At 65.2% G+C, this 1,792-nt stretch carries 1 pseudogene; it reads right to left on the bottom strand.

What is annotated here, in order from left to right:
- Positions 1-39 precede the first annotated feature (39 nt).
- Positions 40-1,792 (bottom strand): annotated as a pseudogene (locus tag ACJHYR_RS27595) (Tn3-like element TnAs1 family transposase); the annotation flags it as partial.

Below are 1,792 nucleotides of genomic sequence, written 5' to 3'. Positions count from 1 at the left end.
CTTAAAGGGGAGCCCGCAGAATTCGGAAAAAATCGTACGCTAAGGTTTTCCGGGCATCCGTAAGGGCCGAAACTTCCCGTCTTCCAGTCTGCGGCTCTGCCGCCAGACGTAATCGCCGGTTAGGTTGATGTGCTCCCAGCCCAGCGGCGACAGGAATTGCAGCAGCTCGCCGTCCACCGGCTTGCCGGCCTCGACCAACCCCTGGGTGGCGCGTTCCAGGTACACCGTGTTCCACAGCACGATAGCCGCCGTCACCAGGTTGAGGCCGCTGGCCCGGTAGCGCTGCTGCTCGAAGCTCCGATCCCTGATTTCCCCAAGGCGGTTGAAGAACACCGCCCTGGCCAGCGAGTTGCGCGCCTCACCTTTGTTCAGGCCGGCATGCACGCGGCGGCGCAGTTCAACACTTTGCAGCCAGTCCAGGATGAACAGCGTGCGCTCGATCCGGCCCAGCTCGCGCAGGGCCACGGCCAGTCCGTTCTGGCGCGGGTAGCTGCCGAGCTTGCGCAGCATCAGCGAGGCGGTGACGGTGCCCTGCTTGATCGAGCTGGCCAGGCGCAGGATGTCGTCCCAGTGGGCACGCACGTGCTTGATGTTCAGGGTGCCGCCGATCAGCGGGCGCAACGTCGGGTAGGCTTGCACGCCCTGCGGCACGTACAGCTTGGTTTCGCCGAGGTCGCGGATGCGCGGCGCGAAGCGGAAGCCTAGCAGGTGCATCAGGGCAAAGACGTGATCGGTGAAGCCGGCCGTGTCGGTGTAGTGCTCCTCGATCCGCAGGTCGGACTCGTGGTACAGCAGGCCGTCGAGCACATAGGTGGAATCGCGGACGCCGACATTCACCACGCGGGTGCTGAACGGCGCGTACTGGTCGGAGATATGGGTATAGAACAGCCGTCCCGGCTCGCTACCGTACTTCGGGTTGACGTGCCCGGTGCTCTCGCCCCGGCCACCCGCGCGGAAGCGCTGGCCATCGGAGGATGAGGTCGTGCCGTCGCCCCAGTGGGCGGCAAAGGCGTGGCGATACTGGTGGTTGACCAGCTCGGCCAAGGCCGCCGAATAGGTTTCGTCGCGGATGTGCCAGGCTTGCAGCCAGGACAGCTTGGCGTAGGTCAGGCCGGGGCTCGACTCGGCCATCTTGGTCAGCCCGAGGTTGATCGCATCACCGAGGATTGCGGACAGCAGCAACGTCCTGTCTTTGGCCTCGGCCCCGTCCTTCAAGTGGGTGAAGTGGCGGCTGAAGCCCGTCCAGTCGTCCACGTCCATCAGCAGTTCGGTGATCTTGATGCGCGGCAGTAACTGGCTGGTTTGGTCGATCAGCGCCTGCGCCCGATCCGGCACCGCCGCATCCAGCGGGGTGATTTTCAGCCCTGACTCGGTGAGGATGGCATCGGGCAGCTCGTTGTCCTTGGCCAGGCGGGTGACGGTGGCCAACTGCTCGTCCAGCAGCTGCAAACGCTCTTCCAGGTACTGGTCGCTGTTCGGGTTGATCGCCAGGGGCAGGGCCTGCTCGCGCTTGAGTGCGGCGAACTTCTCGGCCGGCAGCAGGTAGTCGTCGAAGTCGCGGAACTGCCGCGAGCCCTTGACCCAGATGTCGCCGGAGCGCAGGGCGTTCTTCAGCTCGGACAGGGCGCAGATTTCGTAGAATTTCCGGTCGAGGCCTTCCGGGGTGATCACCAGCGGCTTCCAGCGCGGCTTGATGAAGGCCGTGGGTGCATCGGCCGGCACCTTGCGCAGGTTGTCGGCGTTCATCTCACGCAGGGTCTGCACGGCTGCCAGCACGCCTTGCGCGGCCGGC

Source organism: Escherichia sp. WS1450 (assembly GCF_046487395.1).
Lineage (GTDB): Bacteria > Pseudomonadota > Gammaproteobacteria > Enterobacterales > Enterobacteriaceae > Escherichia > Escherichia coli.
This window is presented reverse-complemented; position numbering and strand designations above follow the sequence as displayed.